Below are 20,012 nucleotides of genomic sequence, written 5' to 3' on the forward strand. Positions count from 1 at the left end.
GTGTCGCTCGCCCGTGACGGCGGGGCCGTGGGTCTCGGACTCGGGGTGGCTGAGGCCAGGTCACGTGCCCTGTCCGGCGGCGGCCTTCTGCTCGTCGTGTTCGCGCAGCATCCGCATGACGGTCGCCGGGGCGGTGGAGCGCGTCTGACGGGAGGCGGTGCGACGGGCTGTGGTGCGCTCGGGATTACGCGCCGGGCTTGGGCCGCATGGCTCCGCCGCGTCCGCGCAGGGTGACGCCGGTTTCGGTGAGGATGCGGTGGACGAAGCCGTAACTGCGTCCGTTGGCTTCGGCGAGGCTGCGGATGGATTCTCCGCTCTCATAGGCGCTCTTGAGGCGGGCGGCGACCTTGTCGCGGGCCTCACCGGTGATCCTCTTGCCCTTGTCCACGGGGGTACCTCTCCTTCTGCCACTCCTGCCTGGACTTCGATCATCGCGCATGGGGCCGACGGGCGGCAGCGGATCAGCGGGATCGGTCCAGGCCGCGCGCTCGCGCGCTTCGTACCCGTGCGGCTGACGTGATCTGGCCGAACTCCGGTATTCGCGGCGCGAGGTGTCCGCTGTGCTGGCTAGCGTGACCTGCGGCGCCCCCGCCCAGCCCGAGAGGATTAGCGGTGTCTGACCTTGTTCTGCCTGCCCTTGCGCAGTTGAGCCCGGTGGCTGACGACCATGCCTGGCACTTCCCCAACGCGCACCGTCACCGTCTGCATGTGCGGATGCGGGCCTGGCCGACGATGGAGGGCGGGTACCTGGTCATCGCCACCGACTTCATGCACGGGGGCGGGCTGGTCAATATGGCGGAGAGCCTGTGCGAGGCCGCGGCACGGGAGTTCGGCGACTCGGTCGCTGTGGTGCGGCACTTCCCGGCGTGGACGGTGCTGGCGCACGAGCGCGACAGGTTCGACCTGCTGGTGCTCAACAGGGAGGGCATCGCCGAGAGCCACCCGTGCACGGAGGAGATCCTGGACCTGCTCGGTCCTTCCGTGCTGGGCTTCCCGGGCGACACCCCGCCCGGCCCGGCCGGGGAGGAGGTTGTCGAGCTGCCGTCCCAGAGCGTGCACATGGCGCGCGTGCAGGCCGCAACTCTGCGGCTGAGGCAGAGCGGCCTCGGGACGATCGTGGACAGGGACCTTGACTCGGCCAGCCGGCTGGGGCTGGGCGCGAGCGCGCTGGAGCGCCTTGCGGACTTCCTCGCAAATGCGCTCGTGGACGACGAGGCCACCGAGCCCGGCGACGAGCGTGAACAGAAGCTGGAGGAGATCGTCGCGGCGCTGAAGTCCCAGGTGTGGGAACTGGTGGCCTTCTCCGATCGGCTGGAGAGCGAAGCCCGCGCACGGGGCTGAGCTGCCTGCCGGGGCGGCACGGGCCGTTCCTGGCCAGGCGGTTCAACCACTCCACTCGGCGCATGCGGCCGGGGCGGTTCCCGTAACGTTGGACGCTGGCCACCCGCAGCGCGAAGGGCGGCCGGGGTGGGAATGAGGAGGCGAGCGTTGGTGGCGGACCAGGACGTCGGGGACCCGGCTGTATGGGAGGACATGTTTACCCGCGATGTTGACGAACGGGCCGCGCGGTTCGTACGGCCCGCCGACACCGACCGTCCGACGTGGGCGGTGTACGAGGGCGGGTCCTACCTCGGCACGGTGAACGCGGAGGTGAACAGCGGCGGGCCCCTGTGGCGGGTGCAGAGCTCTCGTGAAGCCCACCGGGAGCTCGATGACGCCGTCAGGGTGCTGCGGCGCCCGGCTTCCTGGCCGCGCGAGCGCGAGCAGGTGGGGCGGTGGGCCCGTCGCCTGCTCGATGACGACTCGCTGATCGCCCTCGATGTGGAGACCACCGGACTTCAGGACGCGTTCGCGGTGCAGATCGCCGCCGTGGCCCGGGACGGCACGGTGCTGCTCAACGAGTACGTGGATCCGCTGGCCGTCATCGAGCCGGCCGCGATCGCGGTTCACGGGATCACACCGCAGCGCCTCGCGTCCGCCGCGCCCTTCGCCCGGCTGCTGCCCGCCCTCGCCGGCGTCTTGCACGGCCGGACCGTTCTTTCCTACAACATGCCCTTTGACCGCGGAGTGTTGGAGCGTGAGCTGGTCCGCCACCACGGCACCCTGGACGCGGCCTCACGGTGGCTTGCCCGCTGCCGGTGGCAGGACGCGATGGTCCCGTACGCGGTGTGGAAGGGATTGTGGTCCGTCAAGCGGGGTTCCTACCGCAACCAGCGGCTCGGCGGCCCCCATGACGCCGTCGCTGATTGCCGGATCCTGCTCGCGAAGACCGAACAGATGGCCCAAGGCCCTGGGCCCGTGGGAGCGTGGTGATGACGGGGATCCCTACACCCGGAGATGTTCGCCAGGCCGGTGAGCAGCAGCAGCGGGAGACTGCGGCGAAGAAGGCGCTGAAGGCCCAGAGGCGGGCGGAGAACGAGCGTAACGCGGCCGCCAAGGCCGAGCGCAAGGCCCGCCTCGCCCTGCCGCCGGAGGAACGGCTGGCGGCGAGGGCGCTCAGCATCGAGGCGAAATGGGCGATGCCCGCCCCCGGTGTCTCGGCCGACGAGGTCAAGGCCGCGCAGCGGGCCCGGCTGACGCGCGTCGAGGTGGTGGAGGTTGTCCGCGAGATCACCGTGGAGGTGGTGGCGCCGCCGCTGCCAGCGGGTTCGTACACCGAGTGCGAGGTGTGCGTGGGCCGCGGGATGCGCGACCGGTACGGGCAGGTCCCTGCCGCCGCCGAGCGTCTGGTCCTGACCGATGCGGCCGGGGCCCAGGTCGCCGAGATCGACACCTGCCCTACCCATGTACCGTATGTGCAGGCGACCGCCCGCCGTCGGGGATTTCGTACCGGCACCGGAGCCGAGTGAGACGGCCGAACTCGAACACCGGCAGTCGTCTTCGCAGAAGTCTTCCCTCAGGCGGACAAAGGTCCTTGTCCTGGGGTTGGGCCGTGAAGCCGATGCCGCACTCGTCGGGTAGTCGAGGCCCTGGTCGTGGGCGAGGATCGCGGCAGCGGCTGGTGCTCCCGCACGGGGCCAGGTCAGGGGGCCGGCGGTGCCCAGTTCCTGGTGTTGTCTCCGCCGCGGCCGCGCAGGGTGGCTCCCGACTCCAGCAGGAGCCTGTGGAGGAACCCGTACGACCGCCCGGTCAGCTCGGCCAGGTCCCGGATGGACGCCCCGTCCTCGTACCAGTCCCGCAGCTGGGCGCCGATCCGGTGGCGATCCGCGCCGAGGTACCACCTGCCCCTCTCCAACGCGGGCGCCATCGCGTCCGGGGCTGACGGCCGCTGCTTGGGTTCGGCAGAACTCTGTCGGCGGCCGGGGCCGCGCAGGGTTGCCCCCGCCTCCAGCAGCAGTTCCCGGACGTATCCGGCGGACCGCCCGGTGGCCTGGGCCAGGGCCCGCATCGATGCGCCGTTCTCGTAGAGTCGGCGCAGCTCGGCGCCGACCAGGCGTCGGGTGGTGGTGTCGTAGCGGATGCCCTTGCCCATGCGTCCTCTCGCCGCGTCGCTTGTGCCCGGTCCGGGGCGAAATTGGTATCACCAGCATCATGCGCCACAAGCCGGGAGGACGCCTCCCGCGGGCTTCCGCAAAGGCTGGCGGCGCCCGCGTGATCCTTCGCGCATTGAGTGACGTCACGGCGTCGGGTCAGTGCTGCGGTGCGAACCGTTCGAGAAGACGTTCCCGCTGCTGGGTGCCGAGGCCGCGAACCCGGCGGCTCTCGGAGATTTCCATCTCGGTGAGGATCTTCTGGGCCCGGACCTTGCCGATGTCGGGGAGCGCTTCGAGCAGGGTGCGGACCGGCATCTTGCGGATGGCTTCGGAGCCGTCGGCCAGTACTTGGGCGAGGGACAGTGCGCCGTGCTTGAGGGCGTCCTTCACCTCGGCGCGTTCCTTGCGGGCCGCAGCGGCCTTGTCGAGGGCGGCCCGGCGCTGTTCGGGGCTGAGCGGGGGAAGTGCCATGAGGGCGGGTCCTCTCGTCGTATGAACTGGAACTGGCCACCCATCATGTACCCGCCTTCGGAGCTTTGACCAGCGGCTTTCATGCGGCGCTGGGGGATTCACCGCTCTCCTGCGGTCCAGGTCTTGAGGTGGCGGAGATACGGCCGAAAGGGATAGCAGGACCTGTTGAGGGTCTGGATATCCTGACTCCCGCGCGCTGCCAGCGATCGGCCGTTCTTCGCGCGAACCGTGCTGCGCGTGGACTTCAGCGCAGCTGCATGTCGTCGTGGGCGGCGACCCGGCCGAGTTCGATGGTGTTGTCGGGGAGCTTCCACCACATCAGCCGCGGGGCGCTGGCGGTGCCGTGCTTGATGTCGCAGCGCCAGGCCACCGCCCCGTCCTCTCGGATACGGGGCGGGGAGCCGCCGGGGCCGGTGCGCATCCGGCGCAGCCGGCGGGCGGTGCTGTCCACGGCACGTCCGGTGAGGACCTCGACGACTACCTCCACGATCTTGCGGCGGTCGACGAGTTCGATCTCCGAGAGGGAGGTGAGCCAGTCCCGCCCCAGCCGGTGGGTGGCCATGGGCTGGGCATCGCGTTCGGCCTCCGGCACCGTGGTGAGCCAGTGATGCTCGACCTCGTGGCGGAACTGGCGTTCCGGGTCCGCGTACGCGCGCGCGGTCTCCGGCTCGCCAGTCTCGCGCTCGGCGCGGAGCTGCTTCGTCAGCTTCTGTACCTGTTGCCGCAGTTCGGCGATCGTCTCGTCCCTTTCCCGCAGGAGCCGGTCACGCTCGGCAAGTTGGGCGGCAAGGCGGGTGGCCTCGGCGTCGCGCCGGGCCTCGTCACGCTCTCGGGCACGGTCGGGGGCCTCGGGCGGCGTGCGCGGGGCGGGCAGTACGGTCAGCGGCGCGGTGGCGGTGGCGGGCAGTCCTGCGGCTGTCCGCACGCGGGCGGTGATCTGCGCGAGGGCGACGGCGGGCCGGTGCACGTCGACGCGGACGAGCGGGTGCCGCTCCCACGGGTCGGCTTCGGTGGCGTCGGGCAGGTAGATACGCACGGCTCCGCCCCATGCGCTCATTCGCCGCAGCCGGTTCGACAGAGCCCAGCTCGCCGCGTCGTCGGCTATCACCGCGACATCGGCCAGCCCGGCCGTCTCCGCCGCCAGGCGGGCCGGGTCAACCAGCGGGCGCTCGCCGTTCTGACGCGAGGTGGAGACCAGAACGAGGGGCAGGATGCGGGATGCCTCGAAGACGCGCCCGGCGAAAGTCTCGGCCCCGGCCGCGTCCACTATCCACATCTCGGCCGCCGGCGCTGCGGTTGTCCGGGCGGTTGCTCTGCGCACGGCGGCTACTCCCGCGCGGCCGCGGGTGCGGGCACGGCGGCGGCATCTGGGAGGGTGTCCAGGCTGTTGAGGGCCTTGTTGATGGTGCTGCGGGCGTATCCGGTACGGCGGGCTGCCTCGCCCGGCCCGATCCCGGCGGCCTGGGCCAGCGGCAGGGCAGTGCGCAGTGACTTCTCCGCCGCCTCGGTAGCCTCCCGCGCGCTCTCGCGGTCCGCAGCCGCGACGGACAGGGCCCGGTGGGCCAGGGCCCTCTGTTCGTCGACGCTGTTCATCACCCCGGGCCGCCACACGACCTCGGCGAACCGGTATCGCGCCTTGAGGGCCTCCTGCAGGGCGAGGGCCCCGGCCGGGGAGTCGGTGGGAAACTCGGCGGGGGTGAAGTCCTCCTCGTGCCAGTCGTCCTCGGACGTGTGCAGCAGCGTGCCGTCCTTGGCGCGCACCTCGATGCGCCACTGTCCGAGGCCGTCGATGCCGAAGTCGACCCGCTCCGGCATCTGGATGCCCTCCGTCGACACTGGGACGATGCCAGGCATCAGCTGCTCGTGCCCGTCAGGTCCCGTGATGCTGGCGTAGTCGATACCGCCCGCGGTCTTATCCAGTTTCTCCTCGGTCACTTGTGGTCTCCCCTCCACGATCAGGCGTCACTCTATGACGCACCCCGGTGCCTTCGGACAGGAACCGGCGAACCTGTGCACATACGGATGAGCTCCAGTCGAATGGCAGGTGGGGGCGGAATCGGTCGATTGCGCCCCCACTCGCTGATCCAATGATCCGAGCCGGCCATATCGGGGCATATCGGTGCACCGATCCAATCGGGTTCGCTCCTCATTTGCACCTCCCCATTCAGCCCCCTTACCGTCATGATCCAGCGCCCGCCGGGCGAGCGAAGAGGGGACGATATGTGACAGACCGTCTGTATCTACGGCACTCGACCGATAAGCAGACCAATACCCGCCAACTCCATGCTCTGGACAGTCTCCTCAAGTCCGGCGCACCTATGTACGAGGACCCGGCTACATCGTCTCGCGTCTACGCGATCACCCGATCCGGGTTCCGCCGACTGCTCGACGAGGCGGCGGTCGGCGATACCATCCGCATCGCGGATGCCGCCAGGTTGTTCCGCTCGACCAAGGACGTCATCCAGATCCGGGAGGTCCTCCAGCGGCGCGGCCTGCACCTGCGCATCGCGACCGGCGCCTGGTCCGGCTTCGATCTCGCGGCCGACGACCCGCAGACCAAGCTGTTCGTCACGATGCTCGCCGGGGTCCTGGAGTTCCAGCGCGACATGATCTCGGAGAACACCAAGGAAGGCGTCGCCGCAGCCGAGGCCGCGGGCAAGACCCTGGGACGCCCGGCCGCGCTCGACGAGGGCCAGGCGGCCGACGTCGTCGACGCGTACGCCAAAGGCGCCGCGGTGAAAGCGCTCGCCCGGCAGTACGGCGTCGCGCCCAAGACCATCCGCAGGGTGCTGGACGCGGCCGGCGCCCGCGACACCGGCGACGCCCCAGAGGAACTCGACGGCGTGACCAGCGACGTCGAGGACCAGGAGCAGGCACCCGAGCAGCCGCACGCCATCGACGTGCCCGGCCTGCTCGCCGACCACCTCCAGGGCACCCGGGACACCGCCGTCCACGAGGCACTGCGCGGCGGCCGGACCATCCGCCGCGGGCAGGGATACTCGGTGCGCGTCACCGCTCCGCTCGCGCTCCACCAGGCCGCGCTGGGGCAGTGCGCCGCCCTCACTGAGAGTTCCACCCCGGCGGAGCGAAAGGCGTACCGCGCGTACGCCGACCGGATCGCCGCGCTCCCGGGGACATCCTGAAGCACGCGGTCAGACGCGGTTAACACCCCGTACCCCGCGCTCCGCTCGTCCGCCATCGCATTTCCCCCCACCGTGCCGAGTCTGTAAAACTGCTGGTCACAGGCCGCGCGGCAGGGTCATGATGGCCGCCGCACACTGGTACGAGACGAAGAGGAACAGCCCATGGCCCTGCCCGTACTCACTCCCGCCCAGCGGGCCGAAAATCTCCAGCGGGCCGCTGCCGCGCGGCGGGAACGCGCCGAGGTGAAGGACGCGCTTAAGCACGGCCGGCTGTCGCTGCGCGAGGTGCTGGAGCACGAGGCCGAAGCCATCCTCAAGATGCACGTGCTCACCCTCCTTCAGTCGCTTCCCGACATCGCCAAGGTGCGGGCCCAGAAGATCCTCACCGAGCTGGAAATCTCCGACACCCGCCGCATACGCGGCCTCGGAAGCCAGCAGAAGGAACGGCTCCTCAAACGCCTCCCGGCCCAGACCGGACCGGGGCAACAGCCCGCCCCGGTGTCGTAGCCGTGTGGTAGACCAGCAGGCCGGGAGGATCAAGATAGCGGCCAACCCCTCGAATGGCTCAGAACCGATCCGTTCAACGATCGTTGGGCTATCCGTCGACATACCCCCTGGCGCGACACAGATCAGGGCCTCGCGGAATGCACCCCAGCGAGGCCCTGATCTGTGTCCAGTAACACCCAGGCAATCCCATTGACCCCGACTGTGTCTCGGGTCCGGTGAGTGCCTGGTTGAAGGTCAGTAGCGAGACGGGGCTGCGGTTGAGCCGGCACCCTTTCCGGGAGTGGCTTCACCCTTCCGCAGTCGGTTGGCGAGCTTGCGTACGTGCGGGTCCTTCGGATCGGTGTCCAGGTAGAACAGCGACTCGTCCGCCTTGGTGTCGACGCCACCCCAGCGGACCACGCCCCCGCAGTCAGCGACGATGTCCCGCACTGCCGTCTTCTCGAGCGGGAAGAGGCTGCCCGGCACGGACGCCCCCGGGCGGATGCGGACCGCCGTGCCGGAGGCCAGGTTGGCTTCCGGGGTCTTGGCGTCGAGCTTGTCCGCCTTCTGCCAGCCGACCAGCTCACCGGCCCGGATCTCGGTGACCTCGTAGTGGTACCGGCGTACTACGTGCAGCAAGATGGCCTCCGGGTCGCCGATCCATACCGGCACACTGAGTCCCGTGCCGGCCACCGCGCGGGTCCATACCTGGGAGTCTCGGTCGGCGTTCGCCTGTACGGGCCATCCGTTCGGCGTGGTCTTGGGCTCTGGGCGCTTCGCAGCAGCCTTCTTCCCCGTCCTTCCGTCGGCGGCTGACGCGGTGGCCAATCCCGATGCCAGTCCTGCGGCCGTCATCGCGCCCAGCGCGGCGGCGGTCCTCATCACGGTGCGTCGCGGTATTCCGTAGTCCATGATCGTCTTCCTCTCTTCGAATCTCGTTCAGCGGGGTTCGTCCGGCAGCGTGGTTCTCTCAGCCGAATCCGATGGCCAGGAAGAACGGAGCAAGGGTCAGCGTCACCGAGACCAGCCAGTACGGGTACGGCGGCGCCTCGGTGATGAGCGGGCTGAGGCGACCGCGCCGGGCGAACTTCGCGCTGCCGATGGAGGAGGCCACCCAGGCGGGCGAGGACATCTCACCGCTGGCCTTCCGCGTTCCGCTTCCCGACCGGCCGTCCACCCTGGTGGACCTCACCGGCGCCAGGTGTCTTCTCCTCGCCCGCGAGTTGGCGCAGACGATCCGCTCGATGGCGCGGGTCGGCCGCCGGATCGCCTCGCCCGGAACGGTGGTGGCATACGTCCAGGTCGCCCGGAACCTCGACGCGTTCTTCGCCGGCCGGGTCGAAAACGCCGCGACCTGGACGACCGGGCAGATCACGCCGCAGGACCTCAACGACTTCGAGACGTGGCTCTACGAGACGATGCCGACACCGCGGACGGGTTACGCGATGCTGACGCAGGCGATGACGCTGCTGCGGGAGATCCGCGACGCCCGGCCGGAGTCCCTGAACCCGGCTCTGCACGACCGGCTGATGTTCGTTGGGCTCCGGCCCCGACCGCACTTCGGGAACAAGGTGGACGCCTATCCGCCGCAGGTTGCCGAGGCCCTGCGGGAAGCCTGCCGCAGCCATATCCGTGAAGCGGTACGACGGCTGGCCACCGAGGCGGACGCCGCGGTGGCAGCAGGCGAGGACCCGCTGACCGGCGGCTGGGGCCGGCGGGAGAACTTCCTGTGGTACTTGGACCGCCACGGCCCCATCAGCAGCCGGGAGTTGATGACTCACCGCACACGCCGGTCGGGTATGGGCCCCTCGCCTTGGGAGGGCAGGCAGCAGGAGTTGCACCATGCGGTGTTCCCCTCCTCGGAGGACCTGGCAGCCGTCTATCAGCTCCTGATCCTGTCCACTGGACTGGAACCGGAGAGTGCCCTGGAACTCTCGGTGGACTGCCTGAAGAACCCAACTCGCGGCTATGTCGAGATCGAGTACGTCAAGCGGCGCCGGCACGGCAGGGAGGTCAACCGGATGCGGGTGCGTGACGGCGGCGCGGGCACACCGGGCGGTCTGATCCGCCTTGCCCTGCGCTTGACCCGCCGGGCACGGGCTCACGCCTGGAACGAGTCGAAGACGGCGTTGTGGATCTACTGGCACTCCAACGCCGCAGCTGCGGGTGATCCCGCCGCAGCGGGAGGCCGAGCTGAAGCAGGACACCGCGGCCGCCGCGAAGGAACTCGACGTCGAGCCGGGTGACGCGAGGAAGCTGCTGGCCGGCGAGATGGACCTGTGGCTGTCGTCCTGCCGGGACTTCTTCAACTCGCCCTTCGGTACCACCGGGCAAGCCTGCCCGGTCCCGTTCTGGAGCTGCCTGGACTGCTCGAACGCGGTGGTCACCTCGCGGAAACTGCCCGCCGTCCTGGCCTACCTGGACCATCTCGAAGACCAGCGCCAGGCGATGCCCGCCGACGCGTTCGCGCTCGCCCACGGCCGCACCCGGCAGCGGATCTTGACGCAGATCCTGCCCGCCTTTCCCGAGCCGGTCCTCGCCGAGGCCCGTGCGATCGCCGAAGCCACCCGCCCGCTGGAGAATCTGCCGCCCCTGCTGGGCGGGATCGGAAGCCGCCAATGACCGCCATCCTGACCACCGCCCTGGCCGCGGAGCCGCTGGTGTCCGCGCACGTGAGTGCGGACACCCTGGTTTTGAGCGGGCGCCCGCTGCGGGAGGAAGCCGGGCCGGGCCCGCGGTTCGGTGAAGACGTCTGGGACATGGCCGCGGCCTACCACCTGCCTAACCACCACCGGGGCCAGAGCACGATCATCTTCACCACGATCGAGGACCCGATGTGGCGGCTGACCGCGAAGGAGTACGCCTACAGCCGCCTGACCAAGATCACCGAGGGGTGCAGGCAACTGCCGTCAGTGGTCACCGTCGCCCGGGAGTTCCGAGAGCTCCGCAAGCTGCTGGTCTTCCTCGCCGGCCGCCACCCCGGGCTACGGCTGCGAGAGGTGACCGATGACGCCGTACTGGACGCCTTCCTGCACCACCGGGTCGAGGGCGGCAGGACCAAGCCCGAGATCCAGGCACAGGAACGGGGGCGGGTGAAGTGGTTTTTGACGCTGCTCTTCCGCACCCGGGAGTCGATCACCTACGACCGGCTGGAGAGGCTGCCCTGGGACGGCCGGGCATCGAAGCACGTCGCGGGCCGCCGGCCGCAGGAGAACAGCACTCAGCGCATTCCGCCGGGAGTCCTGGCGCCCTATCTGCGAGGCGCCCTGTTCTACATCCGCGTCGCCTCGAAGGACATCCTCGCCGCCCTTGCCGAACAGGAACGGATCAACGAGCCCGTCGGCGACGCCAACAAGTCGTACAAGGGCGCCGGGCGGGCCCGGCTGGAGGAGTTCATCGAACGGCGCCGGCGGGAAGGCCGCGGACTGCCTGCGAGGCCCTCGGACATCAATCTGCCGCACAAGTACAACCGGGCGAGCGATGGCGGGGTGAACCGCACGCTCGTGGCCCGGCTCGCGCGGATCGGCGAGAACACGGTGGACCACCCGGCCCTCGTCGAGCTGCTGCGGCAAGCCGTCGCCGAGCTCGGCCTGGAGGAGGGCGGCATGGACACCGAGATCAGCATCGACGAGGAGTCCGGCCGCCCATGGCGGCCGCGATTCCACTCGAAATCCCTGCTGATCGAGACCCGCATGCTGCTGGCCGCCTGCTACGTGATCACGGCCTACCTCTCGGGAATACGGGACTCCGAGGCCCAGTCCCTGGGGCCCGGCTGCCACTTCACCACAGCGTCCCAGGACGGCATCATCGAGCGGCACAAGGTCCGCGGCACGGTCTTCAAGGGCCGCCAGCCCATCGGCGACGAAGACACCTGGGTGGTCATCGAGCCGGTCGCCCAAGCTGGCTCTATCGACGACAAGTGACTCCAGTCGGAAGGTGAGTTCTGACTCCACCTCACGTGGGTGGAGTTCGCGTTGATGGGATTTGGCTCCAGTGGAGGGCTGGTCGTGGGAGCATCGGGGTGCTAGCGAGCGTGAGGGGACTTCAGTGCCCGGCTCCAAGGTCGAGTTGTATGCCGCGATCCGTCGTGATGCGCGGGAGTTGGGTCTGTCCAGTCGCGCGCTGGCGCTGAAGTACTCGGTGGGCCGGCGCACGGTTGCTCTCGCGCTGGAGTCGGCGTGGCCGACTGCCCGGAAACGGATGCCGCCGCGGGGTTCACGTCTTGATCCGTACAAGCTGGCAATAGACGGGATGCTGCGGGCTGATCTGGACGCTCCGCGCAAGCAGCGGCACACGCTCACGCGGATCTTCCACCGGCTGCTTGACGAGTACGGCGCTGAGGAGGTGTCGTACGCGATGGTCCGTGACTACGTCTTCGATCGGCGCCGGGAGATCCGGGTCGAGGAAGGCCGCGGACCGCCGGCCTCTTTCATCCCGCAGACCCACCGCCCTGGCGATGAGGCGGAGGTTGACTTCGGGGACGTGTGGATCAACCTCGGCGGCACCCTGACGAAGTGCTTCCTGTTCTCGCTGCGGCTCTCCTACTCGGGCCGGTCCGTCCACAAGATCTTCGCGTCTTGCGGGCAGGAGGCTTTCCTCGAAGGCCACGTCCACGCGTTGAACACGCTCGGCGGCGTCCCCTACGGCAAGATCCGCTACGACAACTTGCGGGCGGCGGTCGCCCAGGTCCTGGGCCTGACCCGGCGCCGGGTGGAATCCGAGCGGTGGACCGCGTTCCGCTCGCACTATTCGATCACCAGTTTCTACTGCCACCCAGGCATCGAGGGCGCCCACGAGAAGGGCGGGGTCGAGGGACAGATCGGCTGGTTCCGGAGAAACCACCTGGTCCCCGTCCCGCAGGTGGACACCCTCGCGGAACTGAATCTGCTGGTCGAGCAGTGGGACCGGCAGGACAACGACCGCCGTATCCGGCTCCGCCCCAAGACCATCGGGGAGTACTTCCAGGCCGAGCACCCGCTGCTGGTGCCGCTGCCTGACGAGGTCTTCGAGACGGGGTTCGTCTCATCGGTGCGGGTGGACCGCTACGGGCAGGTCTCGGCCCGCACCAACCGCTACTCGGTACCGGTGCGGCTGATCGGCCAGATGGTACGGATCGTCCTGCACGCCTCCGAGCTCGTCGTCTACGACGGCTCCAAGGAAGTGGCCCGCCACGAGCGGCTGATCGCCAAGGGCGGATCTCGCCTGGACCTGGACCACTATCTCGAGGCCCTTGTCCGCAAGCCCGGCGCCCTTCCCGGCGCCACCGCCCTTGAGCAGGCACGCTCGGCCGGCAAGTTCACCCCTGTCCACGACGCCTGGTGGCAGGCCGCCTGCAAAGCCCACGGCGACGCCGAGGGCACCCGGGCCCTGATCTCGGTCCTGCTCCTGCACCGGCACATGGTCCACGAGGACGTGGTCGCCGGGATCGCGGCCGCGCTGAAGGCCGGCGCGCTGACCGCGGACGCCGTCGCCCTGGAGGCCCGCAAAGCAGCCGACACCGATGCCGGCGTGCCCGCCCCGCACCAGGAACGGATCTCACGCCCGGCGGAGGGTGGGGCGACCGTGACCTCGCTGACCGCGCGCCGGCTGGCCGCGCTGCCGCCCGATCCCAGGCCGCTTCCATCGGTGGCCGCCTACGACGAACTGCTGCGGCTTCGCCGCCGGCACGCCGGACCATCCGCCCAACAGGGGGAATCATGAGCGCGAAGCGCAACCGGGGACTGACCGAGGAAGCCGCGGACGCGGCCGTGGACCAGGCATGCCGGATGCTGCGGCTGCCGACGATCCGGGCCCAGTACCCGGAACTGGCCGCGGCTGCCGCACAGGACCAGATGACCTACCGCGGGTTTCTGGCCGAGCTGCTGATGTCGGAATGCGATGACAGGGCCCGGCGCCGTTCCGAACGCCGGATCAAGGCGGCCGGCTTCCCGCGCGACAAGTCCCTCCGGGCCTTTGATTTCGACGCCAACCAGGCCATCGACCCGGCCGCGATCCACACCCTGGCCTCCTGCGAGTGGGTCAAGAAGAGCATGCCGTTGTGCCTGATCGGCGACTCCGGGACCGGGAAATCACACCTGCTGATCGCGCTCGGCACCGAGGCCGCGATGCAGGGCTACCGGGTCAAGTACGTCCTCGCGACCAAACTCGTCAACGAACTCGTCGAAGCCGCCGACGAGAAACTCCTCGCCAAGACCATCGCCCGCTACGGCCGCGTCGACCTTCTCTGTATTGACGAGCTGGGCTATATGGAACTGGACCGCCGCGGTGCCGAACTCCTCTTCCAGGTTCTGACCGAGCGCGAAGAAAAGAGCTCTGTGGCGATAGCCTCCAACGAATCCTTTGGAGGCTGGACCAAGACCTTCACCGATCCCCGGCTCTGCGCGGCCATCGTCGACCGCCTCACCTTCGGCGGCAACATCATCGAAACCGGAACCGACTCCTACCGCCTGGCCATCACACGGGCCCGCGCCGAAGCAGCCGCGGCCGTCACAAACTGACGTCTGGTCTTCCGCCGACGTCGCGGGCGGCCGGTGTGATGCGGCACTCCGTGGGCGGGCTCTGTCGTCCTCTAGACCGTGGCACCGACAGGTTGCAGCCTCTGCATGACCCCGGCTGCGAGAACCTGACCGCTTGGGGTGATCATCATGTGATGGATGAAGATTTTTGGGCGGTGCTCCCGGATGCAGAGCGCGAGCAGTGGAAATACGTCCCGGGCCAAACACTTGGGCCGCTGCGGCTTGGGATGAGCTGGAAAGATTGCGTCGCCGTCATGACCGGGTGCGGGTTTACCGACGTTGCGGACATGACCGAGGCTCATTGGCACATTGCCGAGTTCAGTAGGCCGGAGCGGTATCCGTGGCAGGCGGCAGTGAAGGGCTACTTCGCGGGAGACGGCGCATTGGCGTATGTACTTGTCGATGGGCGAAGAGGCCCGCAGGTCACTTGCGAAGCGATCCGCCTGATCGGCCGTGTCCCATCGGAACTCAACCAGGAAATGGAGGCGTACGCCGCCAGGCACGACCGGGGCATCAGGTTCGGCTACGGCGGAGACATCTTCTGTGACGGCTTTGAGATCGAGCCAGGCACACAGCGTGCTGGTGACGCCGTCGTCACCTGGGCCTTGTTCTTCAGCGCCGGGGATGACCACAGCGTCGCCCGGGATGGCGCTCCCGCAGCAGTCTGGCGCCACTGGTAGCCGACCGCGGGTGGCGTCGAGTTGTTGCTTGACTGCGGTCTCAGCTCGGACCGGCTTGATGCGGTGGTCCGGGAGTTCGACTGCTGTCCACAGCAGCTGAACTATCGGTCTCTCCCGCCTCCAAGGTGGAGTCACCTCTCACATTCAGATCTTGCCCCTGTGGCCCCTGAACGGAGTCAGGACTGACTTACCACTGGAGTCAGTTGTCACTGTCAAAGCCACCCAAGCCGTCGCCGTGATGGAGAGCCTGACGGACTGCGACCGGCTGTTCTACCGCCACGGCTACCGCGGCACCAACGACGGCATCGGCAACACCATCAACCATCTGCTGAACGTCTTCGCCGACCGGCTCGCCGAGGTCCGCCCGCACGACCCCATCCCGCTGGTGGACGAGAAGAAGTGGCGTTTCACCACGCGGCAGTTCCGCCGGACTTTGTCTTGGCACATCGCCTTTCAGCCGTTCGGGGTCGTCGCGGGCAAGATTCAGTACAAGCACACGAAGGTCGCGATGTTCGAGGGCTACGCGGGGAACTCGGCCTCCGGTTTCCCCAGCGAGGTCGAGAGCGAACAGCAGCTGGCCCGCACGGAACACTTCCTCGACCAGTACGAGGACTTCAAGGCCGGAGTACGGATGCCACCCCGCCTCGCCGAGGAATTTACCCGCCTCCGCGACGAGCTCGGCGACTTCCCAGGCCGCGTGATCGACACCGCCCGGCTGCGGGCGATGCTGACCAACCCAGCCCGCACCTACTACCCCGGCGTCCTCAACGACTGCTACTTCGAGGCATCCACAGCGCTCTGCCTCCCGCGTCGTCCCTCCGCAGAACTGCAGGCGGCACCCGTGATGAATCACTGCCAGCCCGCGAAGTGCCCGAACTCCTGCGTCCTTCCCCAGCACCGCCCGGCGATCGACAACGTCATCGGCGACGCCCGGCAGCTGCTGACCATCCGGCCCCTTACCGGCCTCCAGAAGACCGCGCTGAACCAGCAGATCGAACAGATGGGGCGCATGCGCGACCAGGCCGAGGAGCCCACCCGATGAGCGTCACACCCACAGTCCACGCCGCCCTGAGCGAGGCCATGGACCGCCTCCTGGCCGGCGATCCGCAGCACAGCGACGGCCAGCTCACCGTCGCCTCCCTCGCCCGCGAGGCGGGCACCTCACGGGCGACCGCCTACCGGGCCCACGACACCCTGGAACTCTTCCGCAAGCGCGTTGACGAACGCTCCACCGGCCCGGACGTCCCGGCGACCCTGCGCGAGCGCATCCGCGAACTCCAGGGCCAGCTCCGCGAGGCCCGTCGCGCCCGCCACGAGGAGATCACCGACCTTCGCCAGTCCCTCGACACCCTCGCCCAACACGTCCAGGCCCTCACCCTGGACAACCAGCGTCTGCGGGCCGAACTCGCCCGGCAGGGCACCCTCACAGTCCTTCCGACAGCCGGACCACGACCTGGATGACAGTCACGACGGACAACGGCCAGACGGCAGTACGCGAGGCTCCGCACTGCCGAAACGCCGGTCACAGCCGGGTGTTCGCGACCTGCTCCACTCGCTGAAGCACGGTCAGGCAGCCCGCGACCGCGCCAGCGGCCCACCGAGCCGCTGGCGCCGATACGTCCCGCGATCAGCAGACCACAGACCCCATCGCACGGCCACCCGGCCCGCCTCGGCTGCCGTCCTGCCCGCCGTCAGGGGGTGTTGGTAGGAACCAGCGCCCAGTTGAGCCTGGTGTTGGTACTCAAGGGGGTGCAGACTCCGACCGCGACGATGTTGTTGAGGGAGCTCCAGCACACATTTTTGCCGGCGTTCTTGATGTGAAGGTCGGGGGTGTTGGCCCACTTCTGGTCGTTGGTGTTGTTGCACGGAACGAAGCCGACGGCAGGAACCGTGTCGATGCCCAGACCCCCCAGCCCGCTGGCGCACTGGCCGCTGGTGACGCTCTTGATCTGCTGGGTCGTGGTGTCGTAGGTGAAGACCTGATTGTCGTTCGAGAGGGCGCAGTCGTTGAGCTTCGCAGGCACTGGGCTTTCGCCTGGAGCCGTGGCGACTGCGGTCACACACTTGCCGAGGGTGCCCGAGTGCAAGCTTGTGATGCGGAACTCGACGCCGGTGAGCGGGAAAGCAACGGCGTGTGCGGCGGGGGTGGTCAGTCCGAGTGCCGTGAGGGTCAGGAGGGCGGTGGTTGCGGTTGCAGCGAGGCTTCTGATCCGGGTGGCGTGCATGGGGCCATCTTTTCGTCGTCGGTTTGGTGCTCTATGGCACCGGTGTGGGGACGATGCTTGCCCACGATCCAGGGCGAGTTTGAAGGACATGCGGAGCATTACACCCGATTGATTGCCTTATCCGCGCGACTGGGTGAATTGCCCGGAGCGGAAGGCGAGGCTGTCCAATCGCGTAATCACGCGCAATGTGCTGGCCGGCGATCGGCGCCGATGGGGGCCGAGTCGCACGCAACGCAGCGGCGTGGTGCCATCAAACCGGACCCGGCCCCAGCAGACGCAGCGCGGAGCTGACCAGCCCCCACCACTCAACGCGTCTCGGGTGACGTCCCGGCCACCAGGACCAAATCCCGTGGCGAGCGACGGCCGGCACCAGGTGTCAGAGGACGTCAGTGCGCATCCGGTACGCGACTGACTCGTTGAGATACAGCCTGCCCCGTTCAAGTCCCCCAAGCGGGGCACGGCCTGTGACGTCGGGGCGGCCGTTGAGTGCACCGCGTCCGTCCCGACACCCCACAGGCCGTACGGACCTGCGACTCCGTGATCGGTAGGAGTACCTACCACCCTCATCACAGTCCGTCACCACCGGATGCGAGGCAGGGCCGTTAAGTGGACACACTCGCCGCACGAGGTCGACCTGAGCATCGTCGACCACCCGGCTGAAGAGATCCTCGAACTCGGATGGATCAGGACTCCGGGGCGCCTTCGTCGTGTTGGTCAGCCGGTCATCGACCGGCACCTCCGGGCAGGGACAGCTTCCCCGATCGAGTGAATCTGTTCCCGGGCCCCCACGAGGCGGAATCGCTGGTGAGACAGGGATCTGCCCGGATAACCCAGTCGATAAGTGCGGTTCGGGGGTCGGCGAGCGTGCGGCGGGCCCAATCGGCTGCCTGTGCCCGGTCGCGTGGCCAGGTGGGTGGTCGGCGAAGTGCTCGCACGGTGTCGTCAAGGTCGGCCAGGTGCTCGCCGGTGTTCTGGATCCGCCACCCGGCGGTCTGCTGTTTTCCTGCTGCAACGGTGCCGAGTGGTCGACCCTCCTGGTAGGCCACCCACACGGGCTCGGTGGTGTCGCCTAGCCTCACAAAATCGATCGGCATGTCATCGACGTGGCGGCGGAATTGGTCGGGCAGTTCGGCAGCGACCGGCGCCCTGTTGGCCCACTCCTGGTGCGGCGAGGTCGTCAACTGAGCCACCACAGCAGAAATGCGGCCGTTGCCGCGGCTAGGGCGCCGGCCAGTGGAGCGGTGCACTTGACGCGCTGCCCGACGATGAGCCAGAAGACACCGCGCCCCGCAAGTGCGGTGGCTGTGATGTACAAGAGCCACACACCGGTGGCTGAGATGGACTCGGTCGACATCCGGGGCTCCTTTGAGCGGCCATTGTCACGGGAGGTATCGGGCTGTTCAGCGGCGATCGGCGCGGCCTTGGGGGTGCCGGTCTCGCTCGCCGTTCCCCGAGATGTCGGCGGCGACGCGGCGACCGCCTCGGGTCACCCCTGGGCTTCGAGTTCTACACAGATGGCCGCCAGGTCCTGGGCGGACACTTCGCCGTCGCGCCAGGCGAGTTCCCCGGCGATCGACCCCCGGCAGGGGTCCACCGGGGCCACGGCCAGCCAGACGTCAGTGTCGACGCCCCAGCCGTACTCAGATGCCCACTGCATGACGTCATCGGGGATTTGAATGCCCGCGGTATCGGGTTCCGTTACGGGGGCATGGGGGGCCTCGCCGCGGATGACGGACCAGGTGCAGCTCACAGCTTCCTCCAAGGGGTCGGGACGGGCACGGCTTGTGCCGCCCGCTGAGGCCCTCGAAGGGTCGATGAGGGGGCCCAGTGTAGGCCCCCGGCGGACGGTGTGGCGGGGTTACTGCGGGGCGGCGTCGCCTTCTGGGAGGTAGGCAAGGTCCTGGCCGTCGTCGCTGATGGTGAGGTACGAGGGCCGCTCGCGGCGGGTGGGCACGATGCGGTCGAGCCAGGTGCGGGGTTCGACGTCGGCGGGCCGCATGTCGGCGGCGTCCAGGACCCGGAGTTGTTCGCTGGAGAGCACGTCGGCGAAGTGGTAGGGGTAGACGGCTCCGGCCCACAGCTGGAGGCGTCCCTGTTCGATGATGATGCTGATCGGGTTGGATCCGCGCCAGGCCCGGTACGGCTCCTGGAGGGGGGCGGCGGCGGCGCGGTCGAGGTAGACGCGGGCGCGCCGGGTGCCGGCGGCCCACGGGTATTTCGCCGGCTCGGCCATGACCTCGGCTGCCCATCGGGCGACGGCGTCGGCGGGGTTTCCGTCGCGGTGCAGGCGCACGATGAAGTGCCGGCCGTCGGGGGACAGGGCAAGGCCTGCGCCGACGGTGTGGAGGCTTTCGGCGCTGGCCCGCAGGACGCCCGTCGGGGTCAGTTCGAGGTAGCGGTGGGGGAACACCTCGTGCGTGAGGTCGTCCGGAAAGCCGAGTGCCCGCAGCAGCCGGACGGTGTTGGACGGGCCGGTGCCGCCGTATCCGGAGAGGCATTCCTCCACGCCGATCACGGCGCCGTCCTCGCCGTGGATCAGCATGTTCGGGGCGTCGTGCTCGCCGAGGTCGGGGAGGGCGCTCGGGTCAAGGCCGGATTCCAGGATGATGTCGGCCGGGTTGAAAGCGACCTGGACGCGGGTGATGGCGCCGAGTGCGCCGGCCTCGACATAGGCGCGGGCTTGGTCGGCGGTGAGGACCGGGATCAGGGGGGCGTCGGCGGCGGGGTGCGGGGTGCTGGTGCGGGCCCGCTCGACCATGCCGGTCACCGTCCGGTGGGTGACGCCCAGTTCGCGGCCGATGGCTCGCAGGCCCGTTTCGTGCCGGGCGGCCTCGTGCTGCTCGCCGAGCGTCACGAGCCGTTCCACTGAACGGTCCCGGTCGGCCTCGGCTTTCCGTAGCTGGCGGGCCAGGACGGCGATTTTGTGGTGACGGGCGTGCATGTCTGCCTGGTGCTTCCGTACCTCGGCTTTGAGCTCGGAGTGATCCATAATCCGGGACTCTAGGTATCCAGACAGTGG

22 protein-coding genes and 1 pseudogene are annotated in these 20,012 nt (G+C 68.9%); 13 read left to right on the forward strand and 10 right to left on the reverse strand.

Annotation, left to right across the window (positions count from 1 at the left end; genetic code table 11):
• Positions 1–184: 184 nt before the first annotated feature.
• Entirely contained in the window at positions 185–388 is a 204-nt protein-coding gene (locus tag AC061S_RS35230; protein WP_478689950.1) for a helix-turn-helix domain-containing protein, read from the reverse strand.
• A gap of 266 nt (positions 389–654) precedes the next feature.
• Here AC061S_RS35230 and AC061S_RS35235 point away from each other — a divergent pair, with 266 nt between their 5' ends.
• From AC061S_RS35235 to AC061S_RS35245, 3 genes are all read left to right on the forward strand, one after another.
• Entirely contained in the window at positions 655–1,341 is a 687-nt protein-coding gene (locus AC061S_RS35235; protein ID WP_478689951.1) for a hypothetical protein, read from the forward strand.
• Positions 1,342–1,491: 150 nt separating this feature from the next.
• The gene (locus AC061S_RS35240) at positions 1,492–2,313 is read left to right on the forward strand and encodes a 3'-5' exonuclease (protein ID WP_478689952.1); all 822 of its coding nucleotides are present in this window, start codon (positions 1,492–1,494) and stop codon (positions 2,311–2,313) included.
• Entirely contained in the window at positions 2,313–2,849 is a 537-nt protein-coding gene (locus AC061S_RS35245) for a hypothetical protein (RefSeq protein ID WP_478689953.1), read from the forward strand. Before AC061S_RS35240 ends, AC061S_RS35245 begins: the two co-directional genes overlap by 1 nt.
• Positions 2,850–3,022: 173 nt before the next feature.
• Here the strand turns inward: AC061S_RS35245 and AC061S_RS35250 are convergent, their stop codons facing one another.
• From AC061S_RS35250 to AC061S_RS35270, 5 genes and pseudogenes are all read right to left on the reverse strand, one after another.
• Positions 3,023–3,247: a helix-turn-helix domain-containing protein gene (locus AC061S_RS35250; protein WP_478689980.1), complete on the reverse strand. Its 225-nt coding sequence runs from the start codon at positions 3,245–3,247 to the stop codon at positions 3,023–3,025.
• Positions 3,248–3,307: 60 nt separating this feature from the next.
• Positions 3,308–3,472: pseudogene (locus AC061S_RS35255) on the reverse strand (helix-turn-helix domain-containing protein); the annotation flags it as partial.
• Between the two features lie 157 nt (positions 3,473–3,629).
• Complete coding sequence (gene mihF / locus AC061S_RS35260; RefSeq protein ID WP_478689954.1) at positions 3,630–3,944, reverse strand: integration host factor, actinobacterial type; 315 nt, start codon at positions 3,942–3,944, stop codon at positions 3,630–3,632.
• A 244-nt stretch (positions 3,945–4,188) separates the two neighbouring features.
• Positions 4,189–5,265: a TMF family protein gene (locus tag AC061S_RS35265; protein ID WP_478689955.1), complete on the reverse strand. Its 1,077-nt coding sequence runs from the start codon at positions 5,263–5,265 to the stop codon at positions 4,189–4,191.
• 5 nt (positions 5,266–5,270) lie between these two features.
• On the reverse strand, positions 5,271–5,879 hold the full coding sequence (locus AC061S_RS35270) for a hypothetical protein (protein WP_478689956.1): 609 nt from the start codon (positions 5,877–5,879) through the stop codon (positions 5,271–5,273).
• 152 nt (positions 5,880–6,031) lie between these two features.
• Here AC061S_RS35270 and AC061S_RS35275 point away from each other — a divergent pair, with 152 nt between their 5' ends.
• Positions 6,032–7,087 carry a recombinase family protein gene (locus AC061S_RS35275; protein ID WP_478689957.1) on the forward strand — a complete coding sequence of 352 codons (1,056 nt, stop codon included), beginning with the start codon at positions 6,032–6,034 and terminating at the stop codon, positions 7,085–7,087.
• 162 nt (positions 7,088–7,249) lie between these two features.
• Entirely contained in the window at positions 7,250–7,594 is a 345-nt protein-coding gene (mihF, locus tag AC061S_RS35280; protein ID WP_478689958.1) for an integration host factor, actinobacterial type, read from the forward strand.
• A 234-nt stretch (positions 7,595–7,828) separates the two neighbouring features.
• Here mihF (AC061S_RS35280) and AC061S_RS35285 read toward each other — a convergent pair whose 3' ends face one another.
• Complete coding sequence (locus tag AC061S_RS35285) at positions 7,829–8,485, reverse strand: hypothetical protein (RefSeq protein ID WP_478689959.1); 657 nt, start codon at positions 8,483–8,485, stop codon at positions 7,829–7,831.
• A gap of 71 nt (positions 8,486–8,556) precedes the next feature.
• On the opposite strand from AC061S_RS35285, the gene AC061S_RS35290 reads away from it, so the two are divergent.
• From AC061S_RS35290 to AC061S_RS35325, 8 genes are all read left to right on the forward strand, one after another.
• Positions 8,557–9,819, forward strand: coding sequence for a hypothetical protein (locus AC061S_RS35290; protein ID WP_478689960.1), 1,263 nt, complete (start codon positions 8,557–8,559; stop codon positions 9,817–9,819).
• Positions 9,740–10,195, forward strand: coding sequence for a hypothetical protein (locus AC061S_RS35295; RefSeq protein WP_478689961.1), 456 nt, complete (start codon positions 9,740–9,742; stop codon positions 10,193–10,195). The genes AC061S_RS35290 and AC061S_RS35295 overlap by 80 nt, the downstream gene beginning before the upstream one ends.
• Entirely contained in the window at positions 10,192–11,496 is a 1,305-nt protein-coding gene (locus AC061S_RS35300) for a hypothetical protein (RefSeq protein ID WP_478689962.1), read from the forward strand. Before AC061S_RS35295 ends, AC061S_RS35300 begins: the two co-directional genes overlap by 4 nt.
• Before the next feature lie 124 nt (positions 11,497–11,620).
• Positions 11,621–13,273 carry an IS21 family transposase gene (gene istA / locus AC061S_RS35305; protein WP_478689963.1) on the forward strand — a complete coding sequence of 551 codons (1,653 nt, stop codon included), beginning with the start codon at positions 11,621–11,623 and terminating at the stop codon, positions 13,271–13,273.
• A complete protein-coding gene (istB, locus tag AC061S_RS35310) occupies positions 13,270–14,070 on the forward strand; it encodes an IS21-like element helper ATPase IstB (RefSeq protein ID WP_478689964.1) in 801 nt (266 codons plus the stop codon). The genes istA and istB overlap by 4 nt, the downstream gene beginning before the upstream one ends.
• A 152-nt stretch (positions 14,071–14,222) precedes the next feature.
• Positions 14,223–14,768: a hypothetical protein gene (locus tag AC061S_RS35315; protein WP_478689965.1), complete on the forward strand. Its 546-nt coding sequence runs from the start codon at positions 14,223–14,225 to the stop codon at positions 14,766–14,768.
• A 235-nt stretch (positions 14,769–15,003) separates the two neighbouring features.
• Entirely contained in the window at positions 15,004–15,810 is an 807-nt protein-coding gene (locus tag AC061S_RS35320; protein WP_478689966.1) for a hypothetical protein, read from the forward strand.
• Positions 15,807–16,229 carry a hypothetical protein gene (locus tag AC061S_RS35325; RefSeq protein WP_478689967.1) on the forward strand — a complete coding sequence of 141 codons (423 nt, stop codon included), beginning with the start codon at positions 15,807–15,809 and terminating at the stop codon, positions 16,227–16,229. Before AC061S_RS35320 ends, AC061S_RS35325 begins: the two co-directional genes overlap by 4 nt.
• A gap of 230 nt (positions 16,230–16,459) precedes the next feature.
• Here the strand turns inward: AC061S_RS35325 and AC061S_RS35330 are convergent, their stop codons facing one another.
• The 3 genes from AC061S_RS35330 to AC061S_RS35340 form a co-directional block, all read right to left on the reverse strand.
• Entirely contained in the window at positions 16,460–16,993 is a 534-nt protein-coding gene (locus AC061S_RS35330) for a hypothetical protein (protein ID WP_478689968.1), read from the reverse strand.
• 1,486 nt (positions 16,994–18,479) lie between these two features.
• Positions 18,480–18,650 (reverse strand): hypothetical protein, encoded by a 171-nt coding sequence (locus AC061S_RS35335; protein ID WP_478689969.1) that lies wholly within the window; start codon positions 18,648–18,650, stop codon positions 18,480–18,482.
• A 201-nt stretch (positions 18,651–18,851) separates the two neighbouring features.
• The gene (locus tag AC061S_RS35340) at positions 18,852–19,982 is read right to left on the reverse strand and encodes a hypothetical protein (protein ID WP_478689970.1); all 1,131 of its coding nucleotides are present in this window, start codon (positions 19,980–19,982) and stop codon (positions 18,852–18,854) included.
• Positions 19,983–20,012: the final 30 nt, after the last annotated feature.

Source organism: Streptomyces sp. CA189 (assembly GCF_056428985.1).

What these genes read in the sequence shown, in the direction of transcription:
- AC061S_RS35245 (WP_478689953.1), top strand. Translation starts at nt 2,313, where the DNA reads ATGACGGGGATCCCTACACCCGGAGATGTTCGCCAGGCCGGTGAGCAG.
- AC061S_RS35250 (WP_478689980.1), bottom strand. Translation starts at nt 3,247, where the DNA reads ATGGCGCCCGCGTTGGAGAGGGGCAGGTGGTACCTCGGCGCGGATCGC.
- mihF (WP_478689954.1), bottom strand. Translation starts at nt 3,944, where the DNA reads ATGGCACTTCCCCCGCTCAGCCCCGAACAGCGCCGGGCCGCCCTCGAC.
- AC061S_RS35275 (WP_478689957.1), top strand. Translation starts at nt 6,032, where the DNA reads ATGATCCGAGCCGGCCATATCGGGGCATATCGGTGCACCGATCCAATC.
- mihF (WP_478689958.1), top strand. Translation starts at nt 7,250, where the DNA reads ATGGCCCTGCCCGTACTCACTCCCGCCCAGCGGGCCGAAAATCTCCAG.
- AC061S_RS35285 (WP_478689959.1), bottom strand. Translation starts at nt 8,485, where the DNA reads ATGGACTACGGAATACCGCGACGCACCGTGATGAGGACCGCCGCCGCG.
- AC061S_RS35290 (WP_478689960.1), top strand. Translation starts at nt 8,557, where the DNA reads ATGGCCAGGAAGAACGGAGCAAGGGTCAGCGTCACCGAGACCAGCCAG.
- AC061S_RS35300 (WP_478689962.1), top strand. Translation starts at nt 10,192, where the DNA reads ATGACCGCCATCCTGACCACCGCCCTGGCCGCGGAGCCGCTGGTGTCC.
- istB (WP_478689964.1), top strand. Translation starts at nt 13,270, where the DNA reads ATGAGCGCGAAGCGCAACCGGGGACTGACCGAGGAAGCCGCGGACGCG.
- AC061S_RS35315 (WP_478689965.1), top strand. Translation starts at nt 14,223, where the DNA reads ATGGATGAAGATTTTTGGGCGGTGCTCCCGGATGCAGAGCGCGAGCAG.
- AC061S_RS35325 (WP_478689967.1), top strand. Translation starts at nt 15,807, where the DNA reads ATGAGCGTCACACCCACAGTCCACGCCGCCCTGAGCGAGGCCATGGAC.
- AC061S_RS35330 (WP_478689968.1), bottom strand. Translation starts at nt 16,993, where the DNA reads ATGCACGCCACCCGGATCAGAAGCCTCGCTGCAACCGCAACCACCGCC.
- AC061S_RS35335 (WP_478689969.1), bottom strand. Translation starts at nt 18,650, where the DNA reads ATGCAGTGGGCATCTGAGTACGGCTGGGGCGTCGACACTGACGTCTGG.
- AC061S_RS35340 (WP_478689970.1), bottom strand. Translation starts at nt 19,982, where the DNA reads ATGGATCACTCCGAGCTCAAAGCCGAGGTACGGAAGCACCAGGCAGAC.